This is a genomic window from Gilvimarinus gilvus (genome assembly GCF_030518155.1).
Classification (GTDB): Bacteria; Pseudomonadota; Gammaproteobacteria; order Pseudomonadales; family Cellvibrionaceae; genus Gilvimarinus; species Gilvimarinus gilvus.
Genome location: NZ_JAULRU010000514.1, coordinates 68405 through 95083, shown reverse-complemented (window position 1 = coordinate 95083; position 26679 = coordinate 68405). Strand labels below are relative to the sequence as shown.

At 53.4% G+C, this 26679-nt stretch carries 23 protein-coding genes and 1 tRNA gene; 9 read left to right on the top strand and 15 right to left on the bottom strand.

Annotated features, from left to right (window positions below; all coding sequences use genetic code 11):
- Positions 1-40 precede the first annotated feature (40 nt).
- From QWI17_RS09605 to mrcB, 9 genes are all read right to left on the bottom strand, one after another.
- Positions 41-511, bottom strand: a complete 471-nt coding sequence (locus tag QWI17_RS09605) for a hypothetical protein (protein ID WP_302722289.1) — start codon at positions 509-511, stop codon at positions 41-43.
- 1228 nt (positions 512-1739) lie between these two features.
- Positions 1740-2180 carry a HEPN domain-containing protein gene (locus QWI17_RS09600; protein WP_302722329.1) on the bottom strand — a complete coding sequence of 147 codons (441 nt, stop codon included), beginning with the start codon at positions 2178-2180 and terminating at the stop codon, positions 1740-1742.
- Positions 2181-2305: 125 nt separating this feature from the next.
- The gene (locus QWI17_RS09595) at positions 2306-2620 is read right to left on the bottom strand and encodes a HigA family addiction module antitoxin (protein ID WP_302722288.1); all 315 of its coding nucleotides are present in this window, start codon (positions 2618-2620) and stop codon (positions 2306-2308) included.
- A gap of 15 nt (positions 2621-2635) precedes the next feature.
- Positions 2636-2776: a type II toxin-antitoxin system RelE/ParE family toxin gene (locus QWI17_RS23645; RefSeq protein WP_368045337.1), complete on the bottom strand. Its 141-nt coding sequence runs from the start codon at positions 2774-2776 to the stop codon at positions 2636-2638.
- Between the two features lie 961 nt (positions 2777-3737).
- Positions 3738-6857, bottom strand: a complete 3120-nt coding sequence (locus tag QWI17_RS09590; RefSeq protein ID WP_302722287.1) for an efflux RND transporter permease subunit — start codon at positions 6855-6857, stop codon at positions 3738-3740.
- The gene (locus QWI17_RS09585) at positions 6854-8182 is read right to left on the bottom strand and encodes an efflux RND transporter periplasmic adaptor subunit (RefSeq protein WP_302722286.1); all 1329 of its coding nucleotides are present in this window, start codon (positions 8180-8182) and stop codon (positions 6854-6856) included. The genes QWI17_RS09590 and QWI17_RS09585 overlap by 4 nt, the downstream gene beginning before the upstream one ends.
- A gap of 88 nt (positions 8183-8270) precedes the next feature.
- Entirely contained in the window at positions 8271-8648 is a 378-nt protein-coding gene (locus tag QWI17_RS09580) for a hypothetical protein (protein WP_302722285.1), read from the bottom strand.
- 187 nt (positions 8649-8835) lie between these two features.
- Entirely contained in the window at positions 8836-9372 is a 537-nt protein-coding gene (locus QWI17_RS09575; protein WP_302722284.1) for a tetratricopeptide repeat protein, read from the bottom strand.
- Between the two features lie 25 nt (positions 9373-9397).
- On the bottom strand, positions 9398-11785 hold the full coding sequence (mrcB, locus tag QWI17_RS09570; protein ID WP_302722283.1) for a penicillin-binding protein 1B: 2388 nt from the start codon (positions 11783-11785) through the stop codon (positions 9398-9400).
- A 75-nt stretch (positions 11786-11860) separates the two neighbouring features.
- Between mrcB and QWI17_RS09565 the strand changes: the two genes are divergently transcribed.
- Positions 11861-12865, top strand: a complete 1005-nt coding sequence (locus QWI17_RS09565) for an adenosine kinase (protein WP_302722282.1) — start codon at positions 11861-11863, stop codon at positions 12863-12865.
- A gap of 115 nt (positions 12866-12980) precedes the next feature.
- Here the strand turns inward: QWI17_RS09565 and QWI17_RS09560 are convergent, their stop codons facing one another.
- From QWI17_RS09560 to hemA, 6 genes are read right to left on the bottom strand one after another with little or no spacing between them, the layout of a single operon-like run.
- Entirely contained in the window at positions 12981-14105 is a 1125-nt protein-coding gene (locus QWI17_RS09560; protein WP_302722281.1) for a M48 family metallopeptidase, read from the bottom strand.
- An 11-nt stretch (positions 14106-14116) separates the two neighbouring features.
- Positions 14117-15421, bottom strand: coding sequence for a YjgN family protein (locus QWI17_RS09555; RefSeq protein WP_302722280.1), 1305 nt, complete (start codon positions 15419-15421; stop codon positions 14117-14119).
- Between the two features lie 55 nt (positions 15422-15476).
- Positions 15477-16238 (bottom strand): HesA/MoeB/ThiF family protein, encoded by a 762-nt coding sequence (locus QWI17_RS09550; protein ID WP_302722279.1) that lies wholly within the window; start codon positions 16236-16238, stop codon positions 15477-15479.
- The gene (gene prmC, locus QWI17_RS09545; protein ID WP_302722278.1) at positions 16235-17068 is read right to left on the bottom strand and encodes a peptide chain release factor N(5)-glutamine methyltransferase; all 834 of its coding nucleotides are present in this window, start codon (positions 17066-17068) and stop codon (positions 16235-16237) included. The genes QWI17_RS09550 and prmC overlap by 4 nt, the downstream gene beginning before the upstream one ends.
- 3 nt (positions 17069-17071) lie before the next feature.
- Positions 17072-18154 (bottom strand): peptide chain release factor 1, encoded by a 1083-nt coding sequence (gene prfA / locus QWI17_RS09540; protein ID WP_302722277.1) that lies wholly within the window; start codon positions 18152-18154, stop codon positions 17072-17074.
- On the bottom strand, positions 18151-19428 hold the full coding sequence (hemA, locus tag QWI17_RS09535; RefSeq protein ID WP_302722276.1) for a glutamyl-tRNA reductase: 1278 nt from the start codon (positions 19426-19428) through the stop codon (positions 18151-18153). Before hemA ends, prfA begins: the two co-directional genes overlap by 4 nt.
- 120 nt (positions 19429-19548) lie before the next feature.
- Here hemA and QWI17_RS09530 point away from each other — a divergent pair, with 120 nt between their 5' ends.
- The 8 genes from QWI17_RS09530 to QWI17_RS09495 all read left to right on the top strand — a co-directional run bounded on the left by QWI17_RS09530 (position 19549) and on the right by QWI17_RS09495 (position 26633).
- Positions 19549-21303 (top strand): tetratricopeptide repeat protein, encoded by a 1755-nt coding sequence (locus QWI17_RS09530; protein WP_302722275.1) that lies wholly within the window; start codon positions 19549-19551, stop codon positions 21301-21303.
- A gap of 3 nt (positions 21304-21306) precedes the next feature.
- The gene (gene lolB / locus QWI17_RS09525; RefSeq protein WP_302722274.1) at positions 21307-21957 is read left to right on the top strand and encodes a lipoprotein insertase outer membrane protein LolB; all 651 of its coding nucleotides are present in this window, start codon (positions 21307-21309) and stop codon (positions 21955-21957) included.
- A complete protein-coding gene (gene ispE, locus QWI17_RS09520; protein WP_302722273.1) occupies positions 21902-22810 on the top strand; it encodes a 4-(cytidine 5'-diphospho)-2-C-methyl-D-erythritol kinase in 909 nt (302 codons plus the stop codon). The genes lolB and ispE overlap by 56 nt, the downstream gene beginning before the upstream one ends.
- Before the next feature lie 6 nt (positions 22811-22816).
- Positions 22817-22891 (top strand) — tRNA-Gln (locus QWI17_RS09515).
- 236 nt (positions 22892-23127) lie between these two features.
- Positions 23128-24057 (top strand): ribose-phosphate pyrophosphokinase, encoded by a 930-nt coding sequence (locus tag QWI17_RS09510; protein ID WP_441294588.1) that lies wholly within the window; start codon positions 23128-23130, stop codon positions 24055-24057.
- Positions 24058-24159: 102 nt separating this feature from the next.
- A complete protein-coding gene (locus tag QWI17_RS09505; RefSeq protein WP_302722272.1) occupies positions 24160-24798 on the top strand; it encodes a 50S ribosomal protein L25/general stress protein Ctc in 639 nt (212 codons plus the stop codon).
- 33 nt (positions 24799-24831) lie between these two features.
- A complete protein-coding gene (gene pth / locus QWI17_RS09500; RefSeq protein WP_302722271.1) occupies positions 24832-25413 on the top strand; it encodes an aminoacyl-tRNA hydrolase in 582 nt (193 codons plus the stop codon).
- A gap of 254 nt (positions 25414-25667) precedes the next feature.
- Positions 25668-26633: a 2OG-Fe(II) oxygenase gene (locus QWI17_RS09495; protein WP_302722270.1), complete on the top strand. Its 966-nt coding sequence runs from the start codon at positions 25668-25670 to the stop codon at positions 26631-26633.
- Positions 26634-26679 lie beyond the last annotated feature (46 nt).

Sequence of the window (26679 nt, the reverse complement as noted above, 5' to 3'; positions counted from 1 at the left end):
TAAAGGACGTGCAATGTAATTATCTATAACGAAACGGCAACTAAACGATGTCTGGGATACAGCTTTTGTAGAGTAGGTTACTATCTTTCCAACCAGAAATGCGGTGTTTTTTGCTATTAGAATTTTTCTGAAACCAGGGAAGCTGGCATGCTGTGGAATCTACCGGGGACGGTGACTCTAAGAGTTCCAGAAAACTTAGTAATTTCAGTGGTTTATCGAGGTTTATTGAGCTGTTGGTATGTTTGAGTTGTGATGAGTGGCTATAACCCGCTGCTTGGTCAGCACTGATTTTTCCGCCAAGATCGCCGAGCCGTAAGTACTCAGTATCTTGCTGTACTGAAACTTGAGAGAAATCTTGTATTTGTTCGCCAGTATTTATGCTTGCAGCAGGTGAAAATATCTGCGTGCAAATAATGACGGAAAACAACAGTGAGGTACAGGCGTTAAGACCTGCCGAGATAAACTCTCGTACAGCGATTGTTTGGCTGATGTGGTTGAATATAGGCTGCATACTGTACAGTATATACTTTAAAGAGGTGTTTACGAAAGCGATTCTATTCGTGAGCGAACAAACGGAAATTTAGAGGACGCTTACCCAGAAACCTTTTTTTGTCGGCTGCAAAATTGCAGGACAGGCACTCAACCATTATTCTCAGTGCATACCATCAACACATAGTCTAAAGCCCGATGGGAATGGAAAGCCTGAAGTCGGACGTCTGATGTCTGATGTCTGACGTAAAAAAAGCCTTGCTACGAAGCGCCATGCGCCTCTCCCGCCGTATCCAGCCGAATTCAAGCAAATTTTGTGGGTTAATTGCAAATGGACGTGCAATTAAGGAAAAGCACTGGGACAAGGTGAATGCCTAGCAGAGGAAGAGAGAGCAGCCTGGGCTGACGCGATCTTTTCCGACCCTCAAAATTAGCTCGAATTTGGGAACCCGAATAGCTACATGGATGTCGTGTATTAGTGCAACGCAGGAGCAGTTGCCGAGGGCCAGTTGCGGGGCGCGCCTTGACGTGAATGGATTCACTAAGACCCACTACACTCGCTTTGCTCGCGGGGCCAGCTTTCTCGCGAGCGCATGGAGAAGGTGAATATTGCGGAGCAATAGAGAAGCCAGCCTGGGCTGCGCGCAGGAGCGACGGGTTCCTTTTCGTCGCGTCACGAAAAGGGACTCGCCCGCCCCGGGCGAAATCCGGGCAAAAATAAAAATAGTCTGATGTCTGGTGGAGGCCCGCAGGGCCGAAACGAACTGCCTCGCTTTGTTAAATGTTTTACCAGGACGACCAGTGGTACTTATACAGAAGCTTACCATCAGCGTCGAAGCAAAATGAAAATTTACTTGGTAGTTTTAGAAGACTTTGGTACCAAGCCTCTTTAACACAGCCAGAAATTAACTGATTTTTTGATTTCCTGAAACTCCTTTCCGGCCCTTCCGTACCATCTGTTAGGTAATCTGGCTTGCCCGCAACCTGGATTAATTCATTATAGGAACTTCCCAGAATCAATGATTCCATGGCCTGTGCCGGATCGCCTTTTCTGCCCACCTGCACGTAGCTGAATATACATCCAAGAATCAGACTCAGGCTAACTATCAGAAACCATTTTTTCTTGATTATGAGCATGACATTTAACTCTGAACGAAGCGGCGCGTCTCAAGCGTCCGCCGTCCGTGGTTAGTTAGAACTACTTGGCTATTTTCACGCGTTCAGTCGCATTCACCAAACCTTTCAAAAACCTAATGGCTTTCTAAGTCATCTCGCTTCACAATATGTGCTGAATAGGGGCTAGTGATAGCTTTATGTGCGGCATCTCCTCGCTTCGAAATCAGCTCATTTAGAGCCTTCTTCGCTTGATGAGGCTGATAATTATCCCACTTCCAATGCTCAGTGATATCAATGTCGAAATAGGTTTTGAAGAGATTTTTGGTACGATCATGATTTGGGCTGAAGAAACGCTTGAGTTCTTCTTCGACTTTTTTCAATACAAAATTCGATATCTGACTTCCCTTTACGGAGCACAGCCAAACATCAATTTCTTCACGAAACCGATCTTTGACATAAGTTTCCCAAGCGGCCAACGCAATGACCATACCAGCCCGCTTTAAAGCCTCTGATCCATTGGTAGGATCCTGTTTATCTGAATCAAATCGCGCTAATAATTTTTCTGCATCTCTTATCGAGTATTCAAATAGCTTCCCGGCTTCAGACCACTTCGTTTACTCCTGTGAAATTCTAACGCCCGCCATAAGCAGCCGGGGGAAACGAGGTCCGGTGACCGCAGGGAGCGAATTTTATGGCTTGGTTACGCTGCATCTAGTGGTTTAATTCTGGCGACATCATCTTTGGCCGACTGAGATGCTTCCCATAAATCGAGCGCTCTCTGCGCATTCAACCAAAACTCAGGTGAGTTACCAAACAGGCGACCCAGCCGCAGTGCCATCTCCGGACTGAGTGAGCGACGTTCACGCAGCAATTCATTCACTGACTGGCGAGAAACCCCAAGCAATTCAGCAAGCTTCGCGACGCTCAGACCGTAATCCGGGATAAAGTCTTCCCTTAGCATCTCGCCAGGATGAGTTGGTTTACGCTGAATGCCAGTAGTATTGGAAATAGTCATAGTTGTTACCTCACTTCAATGGTAATCACAAACTTCAACGTCGTATGCGTCACCATTCTCAAAACGGAAGCAGATGCGCCACTGCGCATTAATCGAAATAGCATGCTGGCCCTGCCTGTCGCCCGAAAGGGGATGGAGCCTATTGCCAGGGGGCACCCTCTATCATCCAAACTCTCAGCCAAATGCACATATTCGAGCTTCCGAGCGGCTCTTTGCGCCACATCAGGCGGGAACTTCTTGGCTCGTCCTTTGGAGTAAAGCTCCTGGGTACGCTTATCGGCGAAAGTCTTAATCATGGGCCAAATGTATCGTGTCACGTGACATATGTCAAGACGCTGATTCAATGCCCGCGTAGCGTCGTGCTCTGGGGAAAAACAGAGCGCAGCGGCAGAGAGAGTGCCCTGAGGCAGGGCCTGTGGATACAACTCTACAAATTCAATCGGAGCGAGGGGTGAGATCTAGCGCTTATGAAGCATTGCTTTGTGCGTAATCGAACGACAGTACGCTCTGCGTACTAGCCGGGCACTTAGCGTCGAAGGGCCAGTTGCGGGGCGCGCCTTGACGTGAATGGATTCACTAAGACCCACTGCACTCGCTTTGCTCGCGGGGCCAGCTTTCTCGCGAGCGCATGGAGAAGGTGAATATTGCGGAGCAATAGAGAGGCCAGCCTGGGCTGCGCGCAGGAGCGACGGGTTCCTTTTCGTCGCGTCACGAAAAGGGACTCGCCCCGCCCGGGCGAAATCCGGGCAAAAATAAAAATAGCCTGATGTCTGATGGGAATGGAAAGTCTGATGTCTGAGGTCCGAGGTCGGACGTAAAACAAAGCTTTGCTACGAAGTACTCACCGCCCCATTACAGCTGAGCCGAACGCAAGTCTATTTGAGAGGGTAAGCAAACAGGAGGTTTGCGCAAGCATCTTCTCGCCATGGACAAGGTGAATGACGAGCAGCGGCAGAGAGGGTGCCCTGGGGCAAGGCGAGTAGATGCGGCCCTCTCAAATAGGCTGGAGAGAGGGAACCCCGCAGGGGCCAGTTGTGGGGCACGTTTTTGGTTACTTTTTGCAGTAAAAAGTAACTCGACCCGGCGAAATCCGGGCAAAAATAAAAATAGCTTGATGTCAGACATCAAGCGTCCGACGCCGCCACAACAAATAAACCGCTGGCAACACCAGCAACGTCAACAATAAAGTACTTATTGTCCCCCCAATCATCGGTGCGGCTATGCGCTGCATAATTTGTGCGCCTGAGCCGGTGCTGACCAAGATGGGCAGAAGGCCCGCAAATAGGGTGGCCGCTGTCATCACAATGGGCCGCAAGCGGCGCAGAGCGCCCTCCCGCACCGCTTCCATTACCTGTTGCGGCGTTAACGACCCGGATTTTTGGCAAGCATCGCGGTATGACAAGTCCAGATACACCAGCATCAACACTCCAATTTCAACGGCCACGCCTGCGAGCGCTATAAAGCCCATGGCAACGGCAACCGACCAGTTAAATCCGAGCAGGCTCATCAGCGCAATTCCGCCAATTAATGAGAACGGCAAGGTCACCAAAATAATCAGTACCGGAGTAAACTGCCGGAAATTTAAGTAGAGCAACAAAACAATGACCGCTAAGGTAATCGGCACGACCAGCGTTAAACGCTCGGCCGCACGCTGCATATATTCGAACTGCCCGCCCCAATTTAGCGAGTAGCCCGGGGGCAGCTCCAGCTGTTGCTCAACGTGCGCTTGTGCCCGCGCAACGAACCCACCAATGTCTGAGGTGTTCGTATCGACAAAGACCCAGCCATTTAAACGCGCGTTTTCACTTTTGATCATCGGCGGGCCATCTTCCACGGCTACATCCGCGATATCCTCCAGTGCCAGGGTGACACCGGTAGGCGTTACGATGGGCAGGCCCGCGATCTGCTCGGGCGAGTCACGGTAGCTTTGCGGAAAGCGCATACTGACCGGGTAACGGGCTTCGCCCTGCACCGTTTGCGTAATCATTTCACCACCGATGGCAGCGCGCACTACCGCCTGCACATCGGCGATATTCAAACCATAGCGAGCGGCTTGGTCACGCTGAATATCAATGTTGATATAGCGGCCACCGGCAACCCGTTCCGCATAAGCCGATGCGGTTCCCTCAACGTCTTGCAGCAAAGACTCCAGCTCGGTTCCCAGGCGATTGATTACGCTTAAATCAGGCCCCGCTATTTTGATCCCTACCGGAGTTTTAATACCGGTGGAGAGCATATCAATCCGCGTTTTGATGGGCATAACCCAGGCATTGGTTAAACCCGGAAAATTAATCCGCTGATTAAGCTCGCGCTTGATCTGTTTCATATCCACACCCGCCCGCCACTGGTCCTGCGGTTTAAACTGAATGACCGTTTCAATCATAGTCAGCGGTGCCGGGTCTGTGGCGGTATCGGCCCGGCCGATTTTGCCAAACACCGTAGCCACTTCAGGAATGGTTTTAATCAGCTTGTCGGTTTGCTGCAGTATTTGCCGCGCCTCGCCAATGGACAAGCCCGCGTAGGTGGTAGGCATATACATTAAATCGCCTTCATCCAGCGGGGGCATAAACTCACTGCCTAACTTGGTGGCCGGATACAAACCCACGGCCATTATGATCACTGTGGCAAGCAGGGTAAGTTTGGGAAAGCGCAGCACCAAGCTAAGCAGCGGCCGGTAGCTGGCGATTAACAAACGGTTAATCGGGTTGCGCCGCTCGGGCACAATTTTACCGCGCACAAAATAACCTAAGAGTACCGGCACCAACGTAATAGCCAACCCCGCCGCACAGGCCATGGCGTAGGTTTTAGTGTAAGCCAATGGGCTAAAGAGTTTGCCTTCCTGCGCGCCCAAAGCAAATACCGGCAAGAAACTCGCGGTAATGATCAACAGCGAGAAGAACAGCGCCGGCCCTACCTCCACGGCGGAGTTTGCCACCAAACGCCAGCGCGCCTCCCCGGTGAGTTTTTCACCCGAGTGCTCTTCAAGGTGGCGGTGCAGATTTTCAATCATCACCACGGCGCCATCGACCATGGCACCGATGGCAATGGCAACACCACCGAGTGACATGATATTGGCATTGATACCCTGCCCTTTCATAATGATAAAGCTGGCGAGAATGCCCAGCGGCAAACTTACCAACACCACCAAGGCCGAGCGCAAGTGAAACAAAAACAGGGCGCACACCAATACTACCACCAGAAACTCTTCACCCAGCTTCTGATAAAGGTTCTTTACCGCCGCATAAATCAGCCGCGAGCGATCGTAGGTAGTAACGATTTCTACGCCCTCCGGCAAGCTGGCCTCAAGGTCACTGATTTTATCTTTAACCCGCGCTATAACACCGGCGGCATTCTCGCCACTGCGCATGACAACGATACCGCCGACTACTTCACCCTCGCCATTGAGTTCCGCTATACCACGACGCATAGTCGGCACCAACTTAATATCGGCAATATCATCTAAGCTAAGCGCTGTCCCATCATCACTGACACCCAGCGGTACCGCTTGCAAGTCCGCGAGCGTTTCGATGTAACCGGTTGTGCGAACCATATATTCTGCTTCAGCCATTTCAACCACTGAGGCGCCCGCCTCAGCGTTGGCTCGACGAATGGCCGTAACCACCTGTGCCAAAGGTACGCCGTAAGCGCGCAAACGATTTGGGTCTACCTCCACTTGATACTGTCTGTCCATGCCGCCAATAGTAGCCACTTCAGACACGCCAGCAACAGCCTGTAATTCGTATTTTAAAAACCAGTTTTGTAAGCGGGTTAACGCCTCCAGGTCATGCTTACCGGTGCGATCCACCAGGGCGTAGTTGAACACCCAGCCTACACCTGTGGCGTCAGGCCCTAACTCGGTTCGCGCGGTCTCCGGCAATTGCCCACTGACTTGATTGAGATACTCCAACACCCGCGAGCGGGCCCAGTACAAATCGGTGCCCTCCTCAAACAAGACATAAACGAAAGAGTCACCAAAAAAAGAAAAACCGCGCACAGTTTTCGCACCGGGCACAGCCAACATGGCGGAGGTCAACGGGTAGGTCACCTGATCCTGTACGACTTGCGGCGCCTGACCGGGGTAACGGGTTTTGACAATCACCTGCACATCGGACAAATCTGGAATCGCATCCACCGGCGTTTTTTGCAGTGAATACACGCCGACCATCAGCAGGACCACACTCGCCAACAAAATAAGCGGCCGATTGTTTACCGACCAAAATATTATTCGGCCAATCACAGCTCGCCTCCATTATCTTCTTTATGTTGCGAGTGATTCATCTGGCTGTGGTCCATCGCCGCGTGATCTATTTCAGAGCGATTCATTTGCGAATGATTCATTGTCTTATCAGCCGGCTGCGAAAGACGCTCTAGTTCAATATGAATGCTGGATTCGGAATCAATCAAAAACTGGGCGTTGGTTACCACTGTATCGCCATTGCCTAACCCTGCAATGACTTCGGTGTAGCCGTTGGCGCTAATACCTGTGGCGACCACTGTGGAGCGAAACACACCGGGCGCCACTTCGCGCACAACTCTATCTCCGCGCCCCGTTCGTATAACGGCGTTTTCCGGCACACTTAAATGAACGTCTTGACGGTCCGTGTCGATAAACACTTCGGCCAACATATTCGGTCGCAAGCTTAAATCTGTATTGGTCACCACTATTCGAGCTCGCGTCGTGCGATTGGCTGGGTTAATAACGGGGTATACATAATCAATGGTCCCTTGCCAGCTTCGCCCGGGGTACGCTCTCGATCGAATCTCCACGTTAAGCCCTCCGGACAAAAGCCCCGCTTGGCGCTCAAACACTTCGGCAATCACCCACACATTACTCAATGGTCCAATTGACAGCGTATTTTGCTCTAAGGAAACATAACTACCGTTGGCCACATTAAGCTCCGCAACGACTCCGGAGCTTTGCGCGTAATAAGCAATTGCCGATTTTATTTGGCGCGTTTTGGCAAGATCTGCTATTTCCGAAGCCGGTACCCCTTGCGCAACGAGCTTAGCTTTGGAAGCCCGGATTAAACCGTTATTGCCACTGGACAGAGCTTGTAGGAATTCCTGCTGAGTATTGCGAATATCCGGCGAATAGAAGTCAAACAGTTTCTGCCCTGGCGCGACTGGATCACCCACGGCATTGACCGATAGGTTGGAAATCCAACCCGTCGCACGCAAGTGAAAATGTGCCAGTGTTTGCTTATTAAAACTGACAAAACCTGCCGCTTTAATTTGGGGGTTAAGGGCGCGGGCGCGAGCTTGTGCGGTGGTCACCCCCAATTGCTGCACCACCGAAGGTGATATTTGAACATCGGCTTCATCGGCAGCAACATCGTCCGCGTAAACCGGCACCAAATCCATACCCATCGGCGACTGACCGGGAGCGTCCCGGCGAAAAGTCGCATCCATGGGCGCAACCCAATACAGTGGTTCAGCCGACGCACGAGTCGGTGCTGTCGATGGATTCTCTTTTGAAGCGTCCAGCTGCGCGGCGAAAAAGTAACCACCACACAACCCAATAACGCTCGCGATGAACGCTACCGAAAAGTATTTCCCAAACATAATACCTGCTCACAGTTTGTAAATTTTTGACCCAAATAGGGTTTCTGCCAAATCGATGCCCTTAAACGCAAGGCGCACCTATCCTGTGTCAGATTAAATTGGGGGGACGATAAAGGCTGGAGGGGCGAGCAATAACCGCTTGAGCGGTTACTAACTCAAAACCGCGGCGATTTACATGAGGAAAAATGAATACTTCTAAAGTTAATATCGGGGCCGAGCTGCACATACCAGGGCAACAACAAACACCGGCACACTGTTCGGAATCTGTTTGCGTTGCGATTGCTGGCGACGAGTCCGGGCTGAGCCCGCCGTGACAATTGGCCATAGCGTGCTCGGCCTTAGCATTCGTGGCCATAGCATTTTCGGCGATGGCTGCTTGCGACTTACTGACCACGGGCATAGCAAAGGCTGAACTGAACAGCCCCTGCAGAATAAAAATTGTAATGAATAACCCGCGTGCCAACATTTGTTTGATTCAACGTTATGTGTTTATTGGAAAACTTCGAGGCTTCACCGTTCACCGTTCACCGTTCACCGTTCACCGTTCACCGTTCACCGTTCACCGTTCACCGTTCACCGTTCACCGTTCACCGTTCACCGTTGCAAGTATAACCCTCAGAGCGTCTTTTTGAAAAAAGGTTCACACCACCTCGTTATCCATCGACTTTCGCCAACAGACGCTCTAACTGCCAGGTAAGCGTGCGGTCGTCACTGCTATAGCGCAACCCCTGACGGGCAAATTGTGCCGCCTGTTGTGGATTGCCAAGGCGATGGTAGTTTTGAGCCAGCAACAAATAGACCTCGCCACTGCGTCGGTCAATACGCAAAGCCCTTTCTGCGGTTGCCACAGAGCGCTGGTAATCGCCGCGCTGATACTCATCACTTGAACGCTCCAACAGTGCGTCAACCGCAGACGGACGGCCGCGCTCCTGGGGCAGGACAAAGGGCTCCTCTGCTTTTGTCACTGGCGGAACCGGCCCTGCAGTAACGGGCTGATTCGCTGAGCCGCCTGCGTCATCTATCGCCGGATTATCTACCTGGGTATCCAAAACTTGACCACGCGAAGCGTCACTGACGGGCGCCGGAGCGTGCGTAGCGCACCCTGTCACCAGAAACGCAGATATCACCCATAAAAACGTAGTTTGCCTACTTAAACACTTCATTAAATCTACCAATACCGTCAAACGCATGACTGTCTGCACGTAAAATCAAACATTAATTCCAGAATCTATGCCACCAGCTTCGCTCTTGTTGCTTTTGCTGTAAGCGACAGGGTTCCGCTGCACTGGGAGTGTAGCGGGTCACCATGGGCAACCACAAAGCCCCTTCGCAGCCCTCAGCGCTAAGCAAACCGGTGCGGGCATCAATCCAGTCAAAGGACACCGATTCGGGTGGCGTTAAGTTTACCCCACGAGTCGGTAACTGACTCATTAAATCGGCCCACACCTTAAGAGCGCCACCACTGCCGGTCAGTGGCATGGGGCTATTATCGTCCCGCCCAACCCAGCTTACCGCGAGATGTTGCCCGCTAAAACCTGCAAACCAGCTATCGCGCTGATCGTTGGTGGTGCCCGTTTTACCGGCCAGTGGTAAATCCGCCGGAAAACGATGATACACAGCGCGACCGGTACCCTCGCGCAGCACGGCTTGCAAAGCGTACTGAATTTGAAAGGCGGCCGCTTCGCTAAAACGCTGTTCAATGGTTAGCGGGTAGCGCTTTAAAGGTTCCCCGGTTGCGGTGAGCACATCGCGAATAGCCCGCAAGGGCGTATAGGTGCCTTCGGCCGCGAGCGTATGATAAATACCGGCCACTTCAATCGGTGACATGTCTACGGCGCCCAAGGTCATGGCCGGCACCGCAGGAATATGCCCGCTAAAGCCCGCTCGTTCCAAACTGTAAGCCACCTGTTGCAAGCCCAGCTGCATACCGAGCCGCGCGGTCGCTTGATTGTAAGAGCGCACCAAGGCCTCCAGCAAAGGCACCTCGCCATGGCTTTGCCGCGAATAGTTCTGTGGCTGCCATAACTGCCCGTCGTCGCTGGTGACCGTTACCGGATCATCTGAAATCAGAGTGCCTAAGTGATAACGAGCGGGCTGCTCCAGTGCCGACAAATACACCAGTGGCTTCATCAGCGAGCCAATTTGCCGATGCGCATCCAGAGCGCGGTTGAAACCCGCGTAGCGCGGATTTTTATCGCCCACAACGGCCAGGACTTCGCCCGCACCCACCGAGGTAACCACCATGGCCGCTTGCAAATTTTCGGTGTTGTAGGCCTGCTCCAGATTGGCCAAACGCTTGGCTACGGCATCCTCGGCCTGGCGTTGTACCATCGGTGAGAGAGTCGTGAAAATACGCAGGCCTTCACTCTGCAGATCTTCGGTTTTATAGTCCCGGGCGAGCTGACGTTTTACCAGGTCCACAAAGGCCGGGTAGGTGGTCTGGGAACGACTACCAGATTTGACCACTCCCAATGGCGCCGCCTGTGCCCGGTTGAGCTCAGCGCTACTGATCAAACCCTCGCGATGCATAACGCCCAGAACCAGATTGCGGCGTTTTTTTGCCCGCTCCGGGTTGCGCCAGGGGTTGTAATAGGACGCACCTTTAACCAGCCCAACCAACAGGGCCACTTTCGGGGTATCGAGCTCCGATACCGGCACCTGAAAGTAATGTTGCGCGGCAAGACCAAAGCCGTGAATGGCCCTGGCACCGCTCTGGCCTAAAAACACTTCATTGATGTAGGTTTCAAGAATTTCGGCTTTGCTGTAATGCAGCTCCAGCAATACCGACATAGCCGCTTCCTGGGCCTTGCGGGCCAGGCTGCGTTCGTGGCTTAAATAGAAATTTTTCACCAGCTGTTGGGTCAGCGTACTGCCGCCCTGCACCACCTGACCGGAGCGAAAATTAACCCAGGCCGCGCGGGCGATCGCGGTTGGTGAAACGCCCCAATGCCTCAGAAAGTTCTTGTCTTCGACAGCGAGCAGAGTTTCGCCCAGTAGCGGCGGTAAATCCTTCAACTGCACTAACAGACGATCTTCTTTTTGCGTAGGGTATATACCACCGATTTGTTCGGGCTCCAGCCGGGCCAGAGGTAGCGCGCTGCCATCGCTCAGTAACCGCGCCACCCCGACGGGGCCAAGCACCACTTCGAACTTCTGCGGTCGGTCGCGCCCATCCCAAAAGTCAAACCCACGGGTGTACACCTGATAGCGAGTGTATTCGCCGGCCCCATGGCGGCTAGATTGGCCGGGTTTACTGACAGCGTCGACCCAGCGATAGCCGAGCGCATTGAGCTCGCGCTCAAGCAGATTCGGCGTAATTGGCAGGCCTTCGTATAGCTCCAGAGGCCGCGCATACACACGAGCGGGCAGCGCCCATTTTTTCCCGTCGAACTTATCGCGCACCACATGATCGAGATACAACACCCACAATCCAACGGCCACAAACGCTATACAGAAGCTGTAGAGAATCAGAAGCTTGAACAGTGAGCGGCTGTGTTTACTGCGGCTGGTGTTCTTATTGCGGCTGCGCTTGGTTGGGCGGGTACGGCGTTTGGTCATAGGGGTCAGAATACCAGCTTTGATTAGGGCGCGGTTATTTTGCATAATGTGCGCCCAATTACAAGGAACCTGTGAGCGAGATTCCAACCCACTCGCACCGTTCCGTTCACGAGGCAATCTATGGCACAGCAATACGACATTTACGGCATTGGCGCGGCATTGGTCGACACCGAGATAACCGTCACCGATGAAGACTTAACAGCCATGGGCGTGGATAAAGGCGTAATGACCTTGGTCGATGAGGAGCGTCAACATCAGTTGATTGACTATCTGAAGGATCATTTGGTGGCGTCACAGCGCGCCAGCGGCGGTTCAGGTGCCAACACTATTATTGCCGCCGGTTACTTCGGCTGTCACAACTTCTACTCCTGTAAAGTCGCCAATGACGACAACGGCGAGTTTTATCTCAACGATATCGAAGACGCTAAAGTATGCTATCCCAAGCATGTGGGTAGCGATGAGGGTATAACCGGCAAGTGTCTGGTGATGATTACCCCAGACGCCGAGCGAACCATGAACACTTACCTCGGTATCAGTGCCACTGTCTCCACGGCTGAGTTGGACGAGAGCGCTATCGCCGCCTCTAAGTGGGCTTATATCGAAGGCTATTTGGTCAGCTCCGACACTGGCCGCGCGGCGGCCATTAAGTTGCGAGAACTGGCGCAGAGCCGCGATACCAAAGTCGCCCTGAGCCTGTCAGACCCTGCCATGGTGCAATTTTTCAAAGATGGATTAGCCGAAATGCTCGGCGATGGCGTTGACCTACTGTTCTGCAATCGCGATGAAGCGCTGGGTTTCACCCAAACCGAAAACATTGAAGCGGCCATTGCGGCCCTAAAGCCTATTGCCAAAACCTTCGCTATTACAATGGGCGCGGCCGGTTCATTGGTGTTTGACGGGGAAAACCTGATGGAAATTCCTACCGCTAAGGCCACCGCGATAGACACTAACGGTGCCGGCGATATGTACGCAGGCGCATTCCTCTATGCGCTAAGCCAAGGCGAAACAATGGAGCGCGCCGGCAGGTTTGCCAATCTGGCCGCGACTAAAGTCGTCACCCAGTACGGACCTCGCCTAAAAGCGGCGCAACACGACGAGCTGAAAACATCCTTTTTCGGTCAGTAATGCGCTTGAACCTCTGAGCCAGCCCCCGGAGCCCTTGGTTTGCAGAGAATTGGGGGCCGGGGCTCGCCCCTGACGGGCGAAGCGCAGAGTGCCCGGGATACTGGCTCAGAGACGCCTACTGTTGAGCACGGAACGCTTCAAGGCGCTCTTCCAGATCGGGATGCGTGGATAAATACCCCAACCACATACTGGCGCTATCATCGGAATGATCGCTCGCCAAGGCCTCACACACCTCCAACCTTTCGTCGTCGTTCAAAGATTCCAGGTCGTACTCTTTGGAGTCTTCGATCAGGCGTGTGCAGGCAGCAGTTTCTCCAAGCCTGTGCATAAGGTCAATGAATCGTGTGCGATCTATATTGGAGCGATCCAGGTAGGCGGCGGAGAACTCGTCGGCCTCAGTCTCATGGCTGCGAGAATAAGAAAAGGTCGTCAGCGCCACTGGTAAACCGATCATCAAATCACTTAACGCCGTACCGTCACCGACTAGTGTCACATAAACAAACCCCAGTATTGTATTGGCAATGGCTGCGCGCATACTGTGGCGCAAGGCAACGTGGCCAATTTCATGGGCGAGCACAGCCACGAGCTCATCGTCAGAGTGCGCCAGCTCAACCATTTCGTCGGTAAAAATCATGGTGCCATTGGGCAAGGCAAAAGCATTGGCCCCAATTTCACCACCATGGCGAAAAATGACGGTTAAAGGTAACTGCGGATACTCGGCTAACACTGGTGCAAAATGTTTATGCAACTCGGCTTTGCGCACATCGCTAAGTTCACTGGGGGCAAAATGTATTCTATCCAGAATGGCCAGGGTTTCTTCGGCAACCGTGTCCAGCGAGTCTTGCGGCAACTTATACGCAATGGCTTTAGAGGCAGCGGGAACCCCCCAAATCGCGCCACCCCACATGAGCGCAGCCACAATGACCGCAGACGCCACAACCAGCCCCATGTGCGACTCCAGTGCGTGCAGAAGGCCTTTGCGTCCGCCCTGCCACTGCTTTTGTATCGCATCGACTTGCTCATTGTCACGGGTTTCAAACGAAGCGCCACTGTCAAACTTGATAAAGCGTGCGGTATTGCCCAAACGCGACGAAATTGCGGCGACAGCAGCCAGCTCTTGCGCCAACACACGCCCATCAGACTGCGCCGTGACACGCAGCTGGCCATCATCCGAGACACTGAGCAGGGCCTCGGTCGGCTGTGCACTCGAGCCGCTATACCACTTACCGTGAATAGACACCACTGACTCCGTTAAAAGCCGATTTCAATATCGAACAGATCACCCACAGATTCCGCCAAAGCGTTAACCGCCTCCTTCTCATGCTCAACCATGGTATCGAAATTACCGACAAACACCGCCTGCGTGAAGCGAGCTTTATACCGGGCCGTGCGCACCTTGGCCCAGGGAATAAACAATCCCAAAGTCAGCACCGTTAACAGGGAATTGACCGCGACGAGAATTAAATACTCTTTGGCATCCCAATTGGCACTGAGCGCGTGATTGCCAAGCGTTATCGCATTGTAGTTAATATTTGCCAATGCGGTAACGATGTAAGCGAAACCATACAAGTAAATTACCAGGGCAATGAGCGGGCCGATAAAAGGGATTAGCAATGTAATAGCGGCTCCCACATAGATCGCAATCGCCAGCAAAATGGCGACATAATATTGGCCCGCTGTGGCACTAAACTCGAATTGTTGTGTGCCATAGCCATGATTGGCATAAATAAACTTTTTTTGCTGAAATATCGCATAGGGAATCAATATACCGATGGTCAGCATGCCCAGAATCGGCCAGAGGATAAACGCCAGCGCCGCATCGCCCAAGCGACCGTTAAACGTGAAGCGTACATTGCGATAACTAGAGTAGCGAGCGTTGAACCGCATAGACTTACAAATAACCCAGGGCACCGCCACCATAAACAATAAGCCCGTTATTAAACCAACCACAATGGAGATTTGCCCGCTAACGGTGTAAAAAACCAAAAACACAAAAGCGATAGCACGACCAATTAAAATTTTAATTGGGTCCGCACTGTATTCAAAGCTGGCGTCATCCAAATACGTATTGCCATAAAAATACTGTTTGTTGCGCACTTTGGCCCAGGCCGAATAAATACCCAATGTCACAATGGATAGCAAAATATTGACGATCCAGATCTTAAAATACTCAAAGCCATCACCGGTAAATTCGAACGCGACCTCGCGCGCTTCGCCATCGTCCTGTGCATCGTGCGCATTAGTTTGCGGTGGGGGCGGCGTACCTTCCGCGTCGGTTTCAATCGCACTGGCTGCCGTTTCAGGCGGCGCAACCGGCTCTGGCACTTCCTCTACTATTTCACAGGCGACACCGACCTCAGATAATCGCTCCACGTATTTATTGGCCTGATCCTGGCTTAGGCCCGTTTTTAATACCCGGCGCCGTTCCGAGAAGATTTTTTCAACTTTATCAGGGGGAAGTTTGAAAAGCTTGGCGAAGCCCGCCTGCGCCTGCACGTCGATCACGCCGGCGCGAGCGCCAAGCAACACAATTTTGTAGGTTGGTTGTTCTTGCATGTTTATCCCTGCTTAATTTTAATTTTTGTTATTTGTCCTTTTGTGCGCAATCCATCTAACTCGCGCTGTCGCCACAAACCGGACACTGTGGATCTTTGGGTAGCCGCATTTCGCGCCAGCTACTGCTTAGTGCATCATAAAACTGGACGCGCCCCACCAAGGGCTGCCCTATACCTGTCAGTAACTTTACCGCTTCCAGCGCCTGAACGGAACCGATTGTGCCCACCAGTGGTGCCAAAACACCACTGGCTGAACAACTGAGGCTTTCATCCGGCTGTGGCTGATATAAACAGCGATAGCATGGTGCCTCGGGTTGGCGTGAATCAAAAACACTGACCTGCCCCTCCAGCCGAATCGCCGCGCCCGACACCAGTGGGGTAAGCGCTGTAACGCAGCATTCATTGAGCTGAAAGCGAGTACTGAAATTATCCGAGCAATCCACGACGACATCAGCGCTATCGACCAGCTGCTGTAGTTTCGCCGCTGACGGCCGCTCACCGATTAATTCTAACTGCACGTCTGGATTGAGCCTATGCACACTTGCCGCGGCGGACTCAACTTTAGGCTGACCAATAGCTGCACAGGAATGCGCAATTTGCCGCTGCAAATTGGAAAGTTCGACATCATCGTCATCCACCAAAATCAGCCGGCCAACCCCGGCACTGGCTAAATACAGCGCGACCGGCGAGCCTAGCCCACCCACCCCCAATACCAGTGCGGTGGCATTGAGCAATCTCTCCTGCCCTACCACATCCATCTGCGGCAGCATAATCTGGCGGGAATAGCGCAACAGTTGTGAATCGGTTAATTCTTTCACAACGCTTTTTGCCCCATGGTCATTCGTTCAATGCCAGCCAAATCATTTACACTGCGCACATCCAAATACCCTAAACATTGCATTAATTCACGTACCGCGGCGGCTTGTTGCCATCCGTGCTCAAACATTAAGAACCCACCCGGCTGTAAATAAGCCAGCGCCTGCTCGCTGATTCGGCGAATATCCGCCAACCCTTGTTCGCTGGCCACCAACGCCGATTTTGGCTCAAAGCGTACATCGCCCTGCGCCAGATGTTCGTCAGTTGCGTCAATGTATGGCGGGTTACTGACAATCAATCCGAACTGGCTCGCATTAGGCACGCAGTCAAACCAGTCGCTTTGATAAACGTTGATGTTCAGCTTTAGGTGCGCCGCATTCTCGCGCGCAAGCGCAACGCTTTCAGCAATACGATCCACCGCACTGATCTGCCAGTCGGGACGCTCAGCGGCAAGTGCCAGGGCAATAGCGCCCGTGCCTGTACCCAAATCAAGCACGTGCGCGGTTCTACCTAAAGGTAGCAGCAGCGCCTGCTCCACCAGCAGCTCGGTTTCAGGTCGTGGGATCAAGGTGTAACGATGAGTTTTTAGCGGCAAAGACCAAAACTCTTGCACTTGAGTTATATAGGCAACCGGCTCACCCTCAGCGCGACGGGCAATCAGCTTATCAAACAATTCTGCGTCGCGCCCCGAGAGCTCACGCTCAGGCCAGGTGTATAAATACGCGCGGTTTTTATCGAGCACGTCACTTAGCAGTACTTCGGCATCCAGGCGCGCGCTGTCACTGTCTCGCAGTGTTTGCACGGCCTGTTTGAGCGCTTGATCGATACGCACGAATTAATCTGCCAAAGCCGCCAATTGATCGGCTTGATACTCTTGCGTCAAGGGCCCAATGACTTCATTGAGTGCACCCTGCATTACTTCATCGAGCTTATACAAAGTCAAATTAATGCGATGATCGGTCACACGCCCTTGCGGGTAGTTGTAAGTGCGAATACGCTCAGAGCGGTCACCGCTGCCCACCAGTGAGCGCCGCTCTTCGGCAATGCTGGCGGCGGCGGACTCTTCCTGCGAGCTTTTTAGTTTAGCGGCCAAGAGCGACATAGCCCGAGCCCGGTTCTTATGCTGCGAGCGCTCGTCCTGACACTCCACGACAACACCAGATGGGATGTGCGTAATGCGAATAGCCGAGTCGGTTTTGTTAACGTGCTGACCACCGGCCCCCGAGGCGCGAAAAGTATCGACACGAATATCATTCTTGTTGATATTCACCTCTTCCAGCTCATCCGCCTCGGGCATTACTGCAACGGTACACGCCGATGTGTGGATGCGCCCCTGCGACTCAGTCTCGGGGACACGCTGCACACGGTGAGCGCCCGATTCAAACTTAAGCTGAGAATACACATTGGTGCCACTGATACGGGTAATCAGTTCTTTATAGCCGCCGTGTTCACCGGCATTTTCACTGAGCACTTCAATATTCCAGCCGCGCTGCTCACAGTAGCGTGAATACATACGAAACAAATCGCCGGAGAAGATGGCGGCTTCATCGCCTCCCGTGCCCGCGCGAATTTCCAGAAACACGTTTTTATCATCGTTGGGATCTTTCGGTAGCAATAGCTTCTGTAGTTCTACCTCCAACGCCTCTTTTTCGGCCTCACCACTGTCGATTTCTTCGCGGGCCATTTCAACCATTTCGGCATCGCCTTCGTCGAGCATAGAGCGCGCTTCTTCAACATCCTCGAGCACAGTACGATAGCGCTGATAAGTCGCCATAACCGGCTCAAGCTCAGCGTATTCCTTTGACAACTCACGAAACTTGTCCTGATTGGTAATAACGTCGCCATCGGACAAAAGTGCACTGACTTCTTCGTTGCGCTCACTAAGCTTGTCGAGTTTTTCTAAAATAGAAGCTTTCATTCGTTCTCGCTGCGTTCAATATCGTCTTGGGTGATGGCAAACAGATCGTGCGCCAATCGCAGCGTGTCGTATTCGCCTTTAGCACTGGCTTCGCGCAATGCGGTAGTCGGTGCGTGTAACAATTTATTGGTTAAGTTGCGAGCCAATTGGTTTAATACCTTTTCCGGTTCCGCTCCGCCTTGCAGCTGATTCAGCGCTTTTAGTAGCTCTTGTTCTCGCAACTGTTCGGCCTTAGCGCGGTAAGCCCGAATGGTGTCTACCGCATCCAGCGCACGCTGTTCACGGCGGAAGTTTTCCACCCCGCCTTCAATAATATTTAAGGCGCGGTCTGCCGCTTCCTGCCGGCTTTTAAGGTTTTGGTCAATGACCACTTGCAAGTCATCAACGGTATAGAGATAAACATCGGCCAGATCACCCACCTCGGCCTCAATATCGCGCGGCACCGCAATATCCAGCATAAACATGGGCTTGTGTTTGCGCACTTTTAGCGCTGACTCCACCGCGCCCTTACCCAGTAGTGGCAGCTGACTCGCCGTGGAGGAAATCACAATATCGGCCCGGTGCAAATGCTCCGGTATCTCCGACAACAAAATCGCTTCGCCGCGATGGCGGCCGGCCAAAGCCTGGGCCCGATCCAGCGTGCGGTTAGCGACAACAATGTGCTGAATGCCCTGCTCGCTCAAATGCTGCGCCACCAGCTCAATTGTCTCGCCAGCACCCACCAATAACGCTGTATCCTGCTTGAGATCAGAAAAGATCTGCTGCGCCAACGTCACGGCGGTATAGGCAACGGATACCGGATTCTCACCAATACCGGTTTGACTGCGCACCTGTTTGGCCACGGCAAACACTTGCTGAAAAGCCGCATGCAGACTAGCGCCGACGGTTCCGGCCTCGCGCGCCATGGCGTACGCAGACTTCATCTGCCCCAGAATTTGCGGTTCGCCTAACACCAGAGAATCGAGACCGCCGGCGACTTTCATCATGTGTCGCAAAGCGTCGTCGCCGCGTAAAAGGTAGTGACAATCCACTAATTCAGCTTCCGAAACATCGGAATGAGCCACCAGCCAACTCAGTACCTGCTCGGCTTGCTGCTCTGACTCCAGGTATATTTCGGTGCGGTTACAGGTTGATAATATGGCCGCCTCGCTGGCACCGGTTTGACCGCGGGCCCCCTGCAGGGCGGCATTCATGGCGTCGGGGGCAAAGGCTACCCGCTCTCGAATTGCGAGAGGAGCGGTTGTATGATTGATCCCAAAAGCCAATAATGTCATGCAAGAGTGTACTAGTACCGTTAATAGGGGCGTCATTGTCCAGCTAGGCAAGGCCGCTGACAAGTGGCATTTTACTATGACTGACATTCCCCCGCAGGGTACCTGATTTAGGATCGCCAAATGAAAGCAGTTTTAAAGGTCGGTGCGGCCTTAGTCGCCATTGCACTGACCGGTTGTGTACAGCAGGCCATTATTGAACCTCCTGTCGAAGAACCTGTGGTTAAAGCGGAGCCTGTCGAGCCGCCAGAGCTGCCGCCTCGCCCGTTTACCAGCGACACTTTCTACGCGCTATTGAGTGCCGAGATAGCCGGCAGCCGCGGCCGCTTCGATGTCGCCCTGGCCAATTACGCCCAGCAAGCGGAGCAAACCCGAGACCCGAAAGTCGCAGAGCGCGCCTTTCGCATTGCCCGTTATTTAGGCGATAAAGAGACGGCCCAGCGCACGGCAGCCATTTGGGCCGAAGCCGCACCCGACAATCAGGATGCACAGGCCTCCGCCATCTTGGCGCTCATAGAGGCCGACCGATTAATGGAGGCCTTTAACATTACCAAGCGGGGCACCACCCGCGATAGCGGCAGTTTGTATCAAAGCATTGCTGCCAACGCCCAGCAGGTAACCGATACCCAACGCGAACAACTGCTCGAGCAATACCAGTTGTTGCTCACCGAGGAACCCACAAATATTTCGCTGCTCATCGGCACAGGACTATTATTGCAACAGCAACAGCGCCCCGAACAAGCGTTGGCGCTGGCAAATCAGGCGCTGGCGCTGGAGCCAAACAACACTCATGCGCTGGTATTGGCCTCGGGACTGATGCACCAACAAAAACGCAACGCAGAGGCCTTAGCGCTCATCGAAGGCAAGCTGGCCAGTGATCCCGACAACACCCGGCTGCGCCTGCAGTACGCGCGCCTGCTCACCTTCACCGACCTAGAAACCGCCCAGAGCGAGTTTCAGCAGTTGGTCGATACCAACCCGCAAGATGCCGATATGCTGCATGCACTGGCGCTGGTCGCCGAGCAACGTGGTGACTTACTCACCGCCGAGCGCAGCTATTACGCGCTTCTTGAGTTGGGCAAAGACAGCAATGCGGCGCACTTCTTCCTCGGTAAGTTAGCCGAAAGTCGCGACCAGCCCGATGAAGCGCTTAAACAGTATTCGCGGGTCAGACTCGGCGACGAGTTTGCCGCCGCCAACGCGCAAATACTGGCAATCTACCTGGCTCAGGGTCAAGCCGCGAGCGCAGCCAACCACTACCAACGCATGTTGAACTATGTTCCGGACGAACAGCGCGACCAACTCACTCTGATTTACCAGCAACGACTTATAGAGGCTGAGCGGCCCGACGAAGCACTGAAGGTGTTAAACGAGCCCTTGACCGCGGAGCCGCAAAACAGCGACCTACTCTACTCGCGCGCTATGTTGCATGAGCAACTTGGCAATCACGAGCTGGCAGAACAAGACTTGCGCACCATTGTTGAATACGATCCGAACAACGCTACCGCGCTCAATGCACTGGGCTATATTCTGACCGAAAATACCGAGCGTTACAGCGAGGCCTACGAGCTTATAAAACAAGCCCTGGAGCTGCAGCCTGACGACCCCGCAACAATCGACAGTCTGGGCTGGGTGCACTATCGTTTGGGCAATCTGGAAATTGCCATCCGCTATTTGCGCAAGGCCATTCATATTTACCCGGACCATGAAATAGCGGCGCACTTAGGCGAAGCCCTGTGGGTCAACAGTCAACGTGATGAGGCCAAAAGCATTTGGAGTCAGGGGCTCGAACTGCACCCTGAAAGCCCTTATATTTTGGAAACTCTGGAGCGTCTCGATGTACCGCGTGACGCGCTGGCAGAGCCGGACCCGCAATAATTCATGACAATCAGTAAAGCCCACCGCTATATATCGCCCGGCATTAATTGGCGCCTGGTCAGTTTTGCGCTCGCACTGCTGGCGCTCACTCACTGCGCCCAGGTCCCACCTAAGCTTTTAGACGTCGACTACAGCGAGCAGCTGCCGCGCCTGCAACAACTGGATAACTGGCAACTAGAGGGCAAGCTCGGTATACGTCTGCCCGATGATAACGGCTCGGCGCGGCTTAGCTGGCGCCAACATGGGTCGGAGTTTCATCTGAGCCTGGCCGGACCACTGGGCACGGGCCGGGTGGTCATAGAGGGCAGCGAGCAGCAAGTCACACTCACCCAAAGCGGTGAACCGCCCCTTATCGCACGCGATGCCGAAACCCTATTGTATCAAGCCACCGGTTGGCAACTGCCGGTTGGATTACTCAGTTACTGGGTGCGTGGTGTTCCCGCGCCCGACCATGCCGTCGACCAGCAAAGTTATACCGCCGCAGGAGCACTTGAGCAGTTTCAACAAGCGGGCTGGACACTGCAGATCAAGCGCCATCAATGGGTCGACGGCCTGCTCTTGCCGGGTTACGTTCGCGCCGAGCGCCCAGTAAATACCGATGACGGCATCCGTGTTGTCCTCGCGATTCATCAGTGGGAGTTGGATCGTGACTGACCCTCTGGTGTTGCTCGCACCCGCCAAACTGAACTTATTTTTGCATATCACAGGGCGTCGCAATGACGGCTACCACCAATTGCAAACGATCTTTCAGTTACTCGATTACGGCGACACGCTAACTTTCCGAGCGCGCGCAGACGGTCAGCTAAATTTATCCAGCAATCTAACGGGTGTGAACTACAGCGATAACCTTATTGTTCGTGCCGCCCGCGCACTGCAGGCAGCCGCCCAGGCAAGCGGTAATAGCCGTCGACTCGGTGCCGATATTCAGCTCGACAAGGTACTGCCGATGGGCGGCGGCATTGGCGGTGGCAGCAGCGACGCGGCAACGACCTTGGTCGCCCTCAACCAACTGTGGCAGCTTAATATAGACAAACCCTCGCTCATGAGCCTTGGACTTAGCCTCGGCGCCGATGTACCGGTGTTTATCAACGCATGTTCGGCCTGGGCCGAAGGCGTCGGAGAGCAATTAACCGCGCTGGATTTGCCGCCAAAGTGGTTTACCGTTGTCCAACCTGACTGTCATGTAAGCACTGCAACAGTTTTTTCACATAAAGATTTGACAAGAGACACACGCCCCATTAAAGTAGCGGCCTTCTCGCAGGGGGGTACACGAAATGACTGTGAACCTCTGGTCAGAAAGCTTTATCCAGAAGTTGATAACGCACTGATTTGGTTGAAGAAATTTAACGACAATGCGAGAATGACAGGAACAGGGGCCTGTGTGTTTGCTCCGTTCAACAGTGAAGGCGAAGCCCGCGCCGTGTTAGCGCAGGCACCGGACAACTTACCCGGATTTGTCGCCAAGGGCGTTTCCCGCTCCGCACTGTTTGAACATCTTCCTGAATGATACTACTGGGGTGTAGCCAAGCGGTAAGGCAGCGGGTTTTGATCCCGTCATGCGAAGGTTCGAATCCTTCCACCCCAGCCATTTTCCTCGGTACCCCGACGGCTAGCTTGCCACGCTAGAGCTTGAGGACTTAAACCTCTGCGTTGAGGGCCCTCCTCCCAAAGAGGATTTTCCCTTCGCGAATTCGCTCTGGCCCCAGCGCCGGGTTATCATACGCAGCACTGTGCGAACGCGCAGTGCTGTTGTTTTATCTGCGTTTGGCGGATAAAAACGAAAGAACATGAACAAACAGAAGGGTACCTGACGTGACGGACTTGATGGTCTTTACCGGCAATGCCAACCCAGAGCTCGCACAAAAAGTTGTCGATCATCTGGGCATGACGCTGGGCGACGTTTCCGTCTCCCAATTCAGTGACGGCGAGGTCGCGGTAGAGCTAAACGTTAACGTTCGAGGTCGTGACGTCTTCGTTGTGCAGCCCACTTGCGCTCCGACCAACGACAACCTGATTGAGTTGATCGTTATGGTCGACGCCTTAAGGCGCGCATCGGCCGGCCGTATTACCGCGGTGGTGCCCTACTTCGGTTACGCGCGGCAAGACCGCCGGGTGCGTTCGGCCCGGGTGCCTATTACCGCGAAGGTCGTTGCAGACATGATGGTAGGCGCCGGCATTGACCGCTTGCTTACGGTCGATCTGCACGCAGAGCAGATTCAGGGCTTCTTCGATGTACCCGTGGACAACGTCTACGGCTCACCAGTATTGCTGGAGGACATCGAGTCGCAACAGTTTGAAGATCTGGTGGTGGTATCGCCGGACATCGGCGGTGTGGTTCGCGCCCGCGCCGTGGCCAAACAACTGGGTGTTGATCTGGCCATCATCGATAAACGTCGCCCCACCGCCAATGTGGCCGAAGTGATGAATATTATCGGTGAAATCGAAGACCGCACCTGCTTGCTGGTGGACGACATGGTCGATACCGCCGGCACCTTGTGTAACGCCGCGGCGGCACTTAAAGCGCAAGGCGCTAAAAAAGTGGTGGCCTACGCTACCCACCCGGTGCTGTCGGGCAAGGCGATCGAGAATTTAAACAACTCAGTATTGGATGAACTGGTCATTACCGACTCCATCCCCCTGAGCGAAGCGGCGTCAAACTGCGAACGTGTTCGTGTGTTGACCCTGTCAAGAATGTTAGCTGAAGCGGTGCGCCGTTTGAGCAACGAAGAATCTCTGAGTGCGATGTTCCGCTAGGCGGAGGCTCAGGATAAACCTGCAACATAGGGTTGCAGTGTTAACTATCCCATATAGTGTTCTGGTCGCGGACCTGTATGGTTTACACAGAGGAATTTCACAATGAGTGAAGATTTTGTATTGAATGCAACAAGCCGTGAGGACACAGGGAAAGGTGCGAGCCGCCGCCTGCGTCGTCTGGCTGGCGAAGTACCTGCCATTGTTTACGGCGGCAACAAAAAGCCTGTAAACATCAGCCTGGTTCAAAAAGACCTGCTGAAGCAACTGGAAAACGAAGCGTTTTACTCACACATCATCTCTTTGAAGATTGGTGAGAAATCTGAAGACGTTATCCTGAAAGACTTGCAGCGTCACCCAGCCAAGCCACAAATCATTCACGCAGACTTTATGCGTGTATTGAAAACTAAGAAACTGAACACCAGCGTACCGCTGCACTTCTTAAACGAAGAAGCCTGTAAAGGCGTTAAAATGCAAGGCGGTAAGATTGTTCACAACATGGTACAGCTGGAAGTTAGCTGTCTGCCAGCCGACTTGCCTGAGTTCATCGAAGTAGATTTACTCGACGTTGAACTGGGTCAAGTGGTGCACATCTCTGATCTGAAACTGCCTAAAGGTGTCTCCTCTGTTGAGTTGGCTCTCGGTTCCGATCACGACCAGCCCGTTGTGACTGTGAACAAGCCTAAAGGCGTTAGCGAAGACTCTGAGTCTGAAGCAGAAGAAGGCGAAGGCGACAGCGAATAAGCTGTTCGTTCCCAAGCTTACAGGCGCGGCGTTATGGATACACCGGTTCAGCTTATCGTTGGCCTCGGCAACCCCGGAGCAGAATACGATAGAACCCGCCATAACGCCGGCGCCGATCTGGTGTCTGAACTGGCTCGCCAGGCGGGCACCAGCCTCTCCCCCGACAAGAAATTCTTTGGCGAAACCGCGCGCATACTGCTCGGCAACCGTCAGGTTCATCTGCTCAACCCCACCACCTTTATGAATCGCAGCGGTCAGGCTGTAGCTGCCCTGGCACAGTTTTATAAAATCGAACCCGAAGCCATACTGCTCGCTCACGATGAGCTCGATCTTGAGCCCGGCGTCGCTCGTTTAAAAATTGGCGGCGGTCACGGTGGACACAATGGGCTGCGCGATACCATCGCACGACTAGGCAACAACAAAAACTTCGCGCGCCTGCGCATTGGCATTGGCCACCCGGGCCACGCCTCAAAAGTAACCGGCCACGTACTCAAACGCGCCGGCCGCGACGAACAACAACTGATTGATGAAGCCATCGACAAAGCCATAAGCGCCCTGCCACTAGCCGTTAAAGGCGAGTGGAACCAGGCCATGCACCAGCTGCATACGAAATAGAGTTGGATGTCGGATGTCGGATGTCGGATGTCGGATGTCGGATGTCGGATGTCGGATGTCGGATGTCGGATGGTATGAAAAGCATTTAAAACCATAGAGTCAACACGCTTATCTGCATTCTTCGGCACAATACTTCCGAGTGTTGCTTTTTACATCAGACGTCAGACCTCCGACATCAGACTTTCCCCCCTTCCCCCAACCTGTCCCACTCTTTATACTGCGCTATTCAGACTGCACACCGGGAGAAAACAATAATGGCGGCAGCACTTAAGGACTTTTTGAGTTCATCGACCCTCGACACTACGCCATCACTGGCGGCAAAATTTGAGTCAGCCGCGCCTTTCTCGCACCTCGTTGTAGACAACTTTTTTGACCCAGACTTTTGTCAGTCGCTACTGGATGAGTTTCCCGTGTTCGATGACGAAAAGGCACGCAACGAGAACGGCACCATTGGCCGTAAGGCGGTGTACACCGAGCTGCGCGATATTGGCAACCAGTATCAAAAACTGGATGAAATGATCCGCTCCGAGGCATTTTTGCAGTGGGTGAGCCAGGCCACAGGCATTCCCGACTTAATTTACGACCCCGACTACTTTGGTGGTGGCACCCATGAAAACTGCCACGGGCAAGACCTGGACCCGCACGTCGACTTTAATCGCCACCCCGTTACCAATTACCACCGCCGGCTAAACTTGATTGTCTACCTCAACAAAGAGTGGCAAGACGATTGGGGCGGGCTGATAGAGTTTCACCAAGACCCGCGCAAGCCTCCTGAGGAAAACAAGATCACAAAAGTAGCGCCGCTGTTTAATCGCTGCGTGATTTTTGCCACCCACGACCACTCCTGGCATGGCTTTGAGCGCATCAATTTACCCGATGGCGACCAAGACTCGCACTCGCGTAAATCCATCGCCCTGTATTTCTACAGCAAAACCCGCCCGGCCCACGAATACAAAGGCCGCCACTCCACCATCTACGTGGAGCGCCCACTGCCCGAGCACATCCAGCCCGGCCAGGTGTTAAGTGATGAAGACTATCAACGCATTCAGGTACTCTTGGCGCGGCGCGATCAACATCTGCAGCGCCTGTACCGCGACAACCACCGCCTGCAAGACATGCTCGACAAGCTCACCAACCACAAGGCATTCTGGCTGGCTCGTAAAACGCTGAATTTTGCCTCAAAAGTAAAGCGGACGGTGTTGGGGAGTGAGAAGGTCTGAGGTCTGAGGTCTGAGGTCTGAGGTCTGAGGTCTGAGGTCATCATTG

Coding starts and splice junctions, on each gene's coding strand:
- QWI17_RS09605 (WP_302722289.1), bottom strand. CDS start 511: ATGCAGCCTATATTCAACCACATCAGCCAAACAATCGCTGTACGAGAG.
- QWI17_RS09595 (WP_302722288.1), bottom strand. CDS start 2,620: ATGACTATTTCCAATACTACTGGCATTCAGCGTAAACCAACTCATCCT.
- QWI17_RS09585 (WP_302722286.1), bottom strand. CDS start 8,182: ATGTTTGGGAAATACTTTTCGGTAGCGTTCATCGCGAGCGTTATTGGG.
- QWI17_RS09580 (WP_302722285.1), bottom strand. CDS start 8,648: ATGTTGGCACGCGGGTTATTCATTACAATTTTTATTCTGCAGGGGCTG.
- QWI17_RS09575 (WP_302722284.1), bottom strand. CDS start 9,372: ATGCGTTTGACGGTATTGGTAGATTTAATGAAGTGTTTAAGTAGGCAA.
- mrcB (WP_302722283.1), bottom strand. CDS start 11,785: ATGCAAAATAACCGCGCCCTAATCAAAGCTGGTATTCTGACCCCTATG.
- QWI17_RS09565 (WP_302722282.1), top strand. CDS start 11,861: ATGGCACAGCAATACGACATTTACGGCATTGGCGCGGCATTGGTCGAC.
- QWI17_RS09555 (WP_302722280.1), bottom strand. CDS start 15,421: ATGCAAGAACAACCAACCTACAAAATTGTGTTGCTTGGCGCTCGCGCC.
- prfA (WP_302722277.1), bottom strand. CDS start 18,154: ATGAAAGCTTCTATTTTAGAAAAACTCGACAAGCTTAGTGAGCGCAAC.
- hemA (WP_302722276.1), bottom strand. CDS start 19,428: ATGACATTATTGGCTTTTGGGATCAATCATACAACCGCTCCTCTCGCA.
- QWI17_RS09530 (WP_302722275.1), top strand. CDS start 19,549: ATGAAAGCAGTTTTAAAGGTCGGTGCGGCCTTAGTCGCCATTGCACTG.
- lolB (WP_302722274.1), top strand. CDS start 21,307: ATGACAATCAGTAAAGCCCACCGCTATATATCGCCCGGCATTAATTGG.
- ispE (WP_302722273.1), top strand. CDS start 21,902: ATGACGGCATCCGTGTTGTCCTCGCGATTCATCAGTGGGAGTTGGATC.
- QWI17_RS09510 (WP_441294588.1), top strand. CDS start 23,128: ATGGTCTTTACCGGCAATGCCAACCCAGAGCTCGCACAAAAAGTTGTC.
- QWI17_RS09505 (WP_302722272.1), top strand. CDS start 24,160: ATGAGTGAAGATTTTGTATTGAATGCAACAAGCCGTGAGGACACAGGG.
- pth (WP_302722271.1), top strand. CDS start 24,832: ATGGATACACCGGTTCAGCTTATCGTTGGCCTCGGCAACCCCGGAGCA.
- QWI17_RS09495 (WP_302722270.1), top strand. CDS start 25,668: ATGGCGGCAGCACTTAAGGACTTTTTGAGTTCATCGACCCTCGACACT.